4 protein-coding genes are annotated in these 4,977 nt (G+C 77.7%); all 4 read left to right on the top strand.

Translation table 11 applies throughout. The annotated features are described in order from the left end of the window. Positions 1-177 precede the first annotated feature (177 nt). Positions 178-1,602: an acyl-CoA synthetase gene (locus tag ACFVVU_RS38925; RefSeq protein WP_387794573.1), complete on the top strand. Its 1,425-nt coding sequence runs from the start codon at positions 178-180 to the stop codon at positions 1,600-1,602. A 216-nt stretch (positions 1,603-1,818) separates the two neighbouring features. Further along, positions 1,819-2,712: a C40 family peptidase gene (locus ACFVVU_RS38920; RefSeq protein ID WP_387794572.1), complete on the top strand. Its 894-nt coding sequence runs from the start codon at positions 1,819-1,821 to the stop codon at positions 2,710-2,712. A 361-nt stretch (positions 2,713-3,073) separates the two neighbouring features. Further along, complete coding sequence (locus tag ACFVVU_RS38915) at positions 3,074-4,141, top strand: NUDIX domain-containing protein (protein ID WP_380688479.1); 1,068 nt, start codon at positions 3,074-3,076, stop codon at positions 4,139-4,141. A 136-nt stretch (positions 4,142-4,277) separates the two neighbouring features. After that, positions 4,278-4,977 (top strand): DUF4184 family protein (locus ACFVVU_RS38910; RefSeq protein WP_387794570.1); only part of this gene is annotated, 700 nt, incomplete at its 3' end.

The following is a 4,977-nucleotide window of genomic DNA, read 5'->3' as shown; positions in this document are numbered from 1 at the left end:
GGCTGTGGCGCGGGGGGCGGGCCCCCCGCCGCCCCCCCGCCCCCCCCCCCCCGCCGTCCTTCCCCCGGACGTCCGGCCGGCCGCCGGCGGCCCGTAGAGTCGGTCGGCGGCGCGCGGCGACCCCGCGGCGCGCCGCGGACCACCGTGGACATCCTGGACAGGGGCGAGGGCAGACGCATGACACTCTTGACGGCGCTTCAGGGCGGATCCGGCGACTCGGCCGACGCCCTGCGGATCTCCGACGGCCCCGGGCTCTCCCGCGAGCGGCTGCTCGGCGCGGCCACCGCCGTCGCCGACCGGGTGGCCGGCGCCCCCGCCCTGGCGGTGCTCGCCCGCCCCACCGCCGAGACCGTGGCCGCCGTCGTCGGCGGGCTGCTCGCCGGGGTGCCGGTGGTGCCGCTGCCGCCCGACTCCGGGCCCAAGGAACGCGCGCACATCCTGCGCGACTCCGGCGCCGCCCTGCTCGCCCACGCCGCCGACGACGGCCCGCCGCAGGACGCCGGGATCCCCGGCCTCCCGGTCGACCTGCGCGAGCGCTCCGCCACCACGTACCCCGAGCCCGACCCGTCGGCGACCGCCTTCGTGCTCTACACCTCCGGCACCACCGGCGCGCCCAAGGGCGCGATGATCGGCCGCGCCGCCGTCGCCGCCGACCTCGACGCGCTCGCCGACGCCTGGCGGTGGACCGCCGAGGACACCCTGGTGCACGGCCTGCCGCTGTTCCACGTGCACGGACTGGTGCTCGGCGTGCTCGGCGCGCTGCGCACCGGCAGTCGGCTGGTGCACACCGGACGGCCCACCCCCGCCGGGTACGCGGCGGCGGGCGGCAGCCTCTACTTCGGGGTGCCGACCGTCTGGTCCCGGGTGGCGGGGGACCCGCAGGCGGCCGCCCGGCTCGCCTCGGCCCGGCTGCTGGTCTCCGGCAGCGCCCCGCTGCCCGTCCCGGTGTTCGAGCGGCTCGCCGCGCTGACCGGCCACGCCCCGATCGAGCGCTACGGCATGACGGAGTCGCTGATCACCGTCTCCACCCGGGCCGACGGCGAGCGCCGCCCCGGCAGCGTCGGCCTGCCGCTGGCCGGGGTGCGCACCCGGCTGGTCGGCGAGGACGGCTCGCCCGTCCCGTACGACGGCGAGAGCGTCGGCGAGCTCCAGGTGGCCGGGCCCACCCTGTTCCACGGCTACCTCAACCGGCCGGACGCCGACGCCGAGGCCTGGACCGCCGACGGCTGGTTCCGCACCGGGGACGTCGCGGTGATCGGGCCGGACGGCTTCCACCGGATCGTCGGGCGCGCCTCGGTCGACCTGATCAAGAGCGGCGGGTACCGGATCGGCGCCGGCGAGGTCGAGGCGGCGCTGCGCGACCACCCCGCGGTGGCCGACGCCGCCGTCGTCGGCGCGCCGGACGAGGACCTCGGCCAGGCGATCGTCGCGTACGTGGTGGCGGACGGCCCCGTGACGGGTGAGCAGCTGACGGCCTTCGTGGCGGAGCGGCTCTCGGTGCACAAGCGGCCCCGCCGGGTGGTGCTGGTGGCGGAACTGCCCAGGAACGCCCTGGGCAAGGTGCTGAAGAAGCAGCTGATGGCGGACTCGGCACACGGGTGACGGGCGGTCACCCGGCGCCGGGTCGGGTGACGGTCGCTCACCTTGCGTGAGCCTTCCTTTGGCGCACTCCACTGCGCGCCGTGAGCGGACGCGTGCCTAACGTGACAAGCGGCGCGGCCGGGGCCGACCAGGCCCCGCGCACCGCGTCCAGCGTTCAGCTCCCAGCGTTCGGCGCGATCGAGGCGCCCGGCGCGATCAGCGAAGGAAGACAGCAGCATGACGACCGTCAACACCGGCGCACCGGGTGCCGCCGACGACGCGACCGGGCAGCACACCGCCTCTCCCTCCCCCCGGCCGGCGGCGGCTGCCCGGCCTTCCCGCGCGGCGCGGATCCGCCGGGGGATAGGCGCGGTGGCCGTGATCGCGGCCGGGACCTGCGTGATCGGCCTGGGCACCGGCGCGGGGACCGCGGCGGCCGAGCGGGCGCCCGCCCACGCCGGCTGGGACGGCTCGCGGTACTGGTTCAAGGACGCCCAGGGCCACTGGCGCTGGACCTCGCACTACGACGTCTACCTGGCGCGCACCGGCGGGTCCGCCCCGGCGCCGGCGGCGTCCACGGCGAGGACGGCCGGCTCCTCCGGAGGGATCACCCAGGGGTGGGACGGCTCGCGCTACTGGTTCCGCAACAGCCAGGGCCAGTGGCGCTGGACCTCGCACTACGACGTCTACCTGGAACGCACCGGCGGCTCCGCCGCCTCCTCGGAGGACTCGGCGTCCCCGCCCCCGGCCGCGGCCCCGGCGGCGGACGGCGACGTCGAGACGGCGGTGCAGTTCGCGCTCGCGCAGCTGGGCAAGCCGTTCCGGACGGCCGGCAACGGACCGGACGGCTACGACTGCTCGGGCCTGGTCCAGCAGGCCTTCCGGCGCGGCGGCATCTCCCTGCCCCGGATCGCCAACGACCAGTACGCGGCCACCACACCGGTGACGGCCGGGCAGCTGCGCCGCGGCGACCTGCTGTTCTGGTCGGACGACCGCACCGCGCGGGGCATCCACCACGTGGCGATCTACCTGGGCGACAACCAGTACGTGGAGGCCGCCCGGCCCGGCACCTCGATCCGGGTCTCGCGGATCAGCAGCGGCTACTACCCGACCCACATGGGCCGCCCCTGACGGGTCCGCGCCGTCCCGCCGGTGCCCCGGGCCGCCGAGGCCCGCACACCGGTGGGACGGGGGAGCCCCGCACGCAACGGGGCGCGCGTGGTGCGGCGGGGGCGTGCGCCAAGGGGCCGGACTCCGGTGCCCGGAGGGGTGGGCGCCGGCGCGCCGGGGGTCGTACGGGAATCGTCGCAGGCCCCCTGACCTGGGCACATGCCCCTGTCAAGCGGAACGGGGAACCGCCATGAGCGGGGCGGACGTGGAGGTATGGGGACCGGCGTGGCGGGGGTACCACCTCCGATGGCGCCGGCTCGACCGACGGGGGGCGCCGCCCGGGGCGAACGGCGCCGGGGAGGGCGAGAACATGGGGGCGTGCGTGATCGTCTGGGTCAATGGCACATTCGGGGCGGGCAAGACCAGCTCCTGCCGCGAACTGGTGGAACTGCTGCCCGGCAGCATGCTGTTCGATCCCGAGCTGGTGGGCTTCGGGCTGCGCGCGATGCTGCCGGCCGACCGGATGGCGGCGGTGCCGGACTTCCAGGACCTGCCCGCCTGGCGGCGGCTCGTCCCCGAGACGGCGGCGGCACTGCTCGGTGAGATCCCCGGGCCGCTGGTGGTTCCGATGACACTGCTGCGGGAGGACTACCGGGACGAGATCTTCGGGGCGCTCGCCTCGCACGGCATCGTCGTGCACCACCTCGTCCTGGACCCTGAAGAAACGATCCTGCGCGAGCGCATCGCCCAGCGCGAGGAATTCCCGGACGACCCGCGGCGCAGCGAGCAGGTCCGCCGCTGGTGCCTGGAACACCTGCCGCGCTACCGCGCCGCCCGCCGCTGGCTGCGCCGCGACGCCCGGCTCGTCGACACCTCCGGCCTCACCCCGCGCGAGACCGCCGTCCGGCTCGCCCGGCTGGTCGACGACGGCTCGGCCCGCTGCCCGATCGCGCAGACCCCCGACCCCACCGGGGACACCGTGGCCGCCGCCGTCCTGTTCTTCGACGAGCAGGACCGGGTGCTGCTCGTCGACCCCGTCTACAAGCCCGACTGGGAGTTCCCCGGCGGCGTCGTCGAGCGCGGCGAGGCACCCACCGACGCCGCCCTCAGGGAGACCGCCGAGGAACTCGGCCTGCGCCTGGACCCGGCGGTGCTGCGCCTGCTCGCCGTCGACTGGGAACCGCGCACCGGCCCGCGCCGGGGCGGGCTGCGCCTGGTCTACGACGGCGGCCTGCTGGACGCCACCGCTCGGCAGGGGCTGCTGCTCCAGCAGGAGGAACTGCGCGGCTGGCGGTTCGTCAGCCTGGAGGAGGCCGCCGGACTGCTGCCCCCGGGCCGCCACCGGCGGCTGGCGGCGGCGCTGGACGCCCGCCGCTGCGGGGAGTTGCGCTACCTGGAGGCCGGACACCGGGCGGGCCTGGGGTCGGCCCGCACCGCCGACGCGGCGTGAGCCCGGTTCCGGGACTCACCCCGGCTCAGGCCCGGTTCCGGGGTGAGCCCCGTTCCGGCGCGCGCCCCGCGAACGCGCCGCGCGCCGGAGCCGGGCGCCGCAGACGGGCCCGTCCGGGCGGCGGCAGGATGAGGGCATGCCGTTCACCCTGAGCCACCCGGCCGCCGTGCTGCCCCTGCTGCGCGCGGCGGGGGAGCGCGGGCCGCTGGTCGCGTCGGCGCTGGTCGCCGGCTCGCTGGCACCCGACGTGCCGTTCTTCGCCGAGTCGCTGCTGCCCGGGGTGTACCGGCATGGCGCGCCCACCCACCGCTGGTGGGCGGTGCCGACGCTGGACGTGGCGCTCGCGGCCGCCCTGGTGGCGGGCTGGCACGGGCTGGTGCGCGGGCCACTGGTCGCGCTGCTCCCGGACCGGTGGGCGGGCGCCGCCGAGGCGCTGACGGCCCGCCGGTCCGGCCGGGGGCGGCCGTCGGGCGCGGACCTCGGATGGTTCGCGCTCTCGGCGGCGGTCGGTGCGGCGAGCCACGTCGGCTGGGACGGCTTCACCCATGCGGGGCGTTTCGGGTCCCGGCTGGTGCCGGCGCTGGAGCGGCCGGTGGCGGGCGGCCCGCCGCTCTACGAGGTGCTGCAGTACGGCAGCTCGGTGCCCGCGCTGGCCGCGGTGGCGGGGTACGCGGTGCGGGCGGCCCGGGCGGTGGAGCCGGTCCGACCGGCCGACCGGCCGTCGCGGCGGGCCCGGCGGGCCGGCGCGCTGGTGCTGGGGGCGGCCACCGCGGCGGGGGCGGCGCACCGGCTGGTGCCGCTGCGGCGCGGGCCGCTCGCGGAGCTGTGCTTCGGGG

It is taken from the genome of Kitasatospora sp. NPDC057965 (assembly GCF_042887135.1).
GTDB lineage: Bacteria > Actinomycetota > Actinomycetes > Streptomycetales > Streptomycetaceae > Kitasatospora.
The sequence above is the reverse complement of the archived record's forward strand: the minus strand, read 5'-3'. Positions and strand labels throughout refer to the sequence as shown.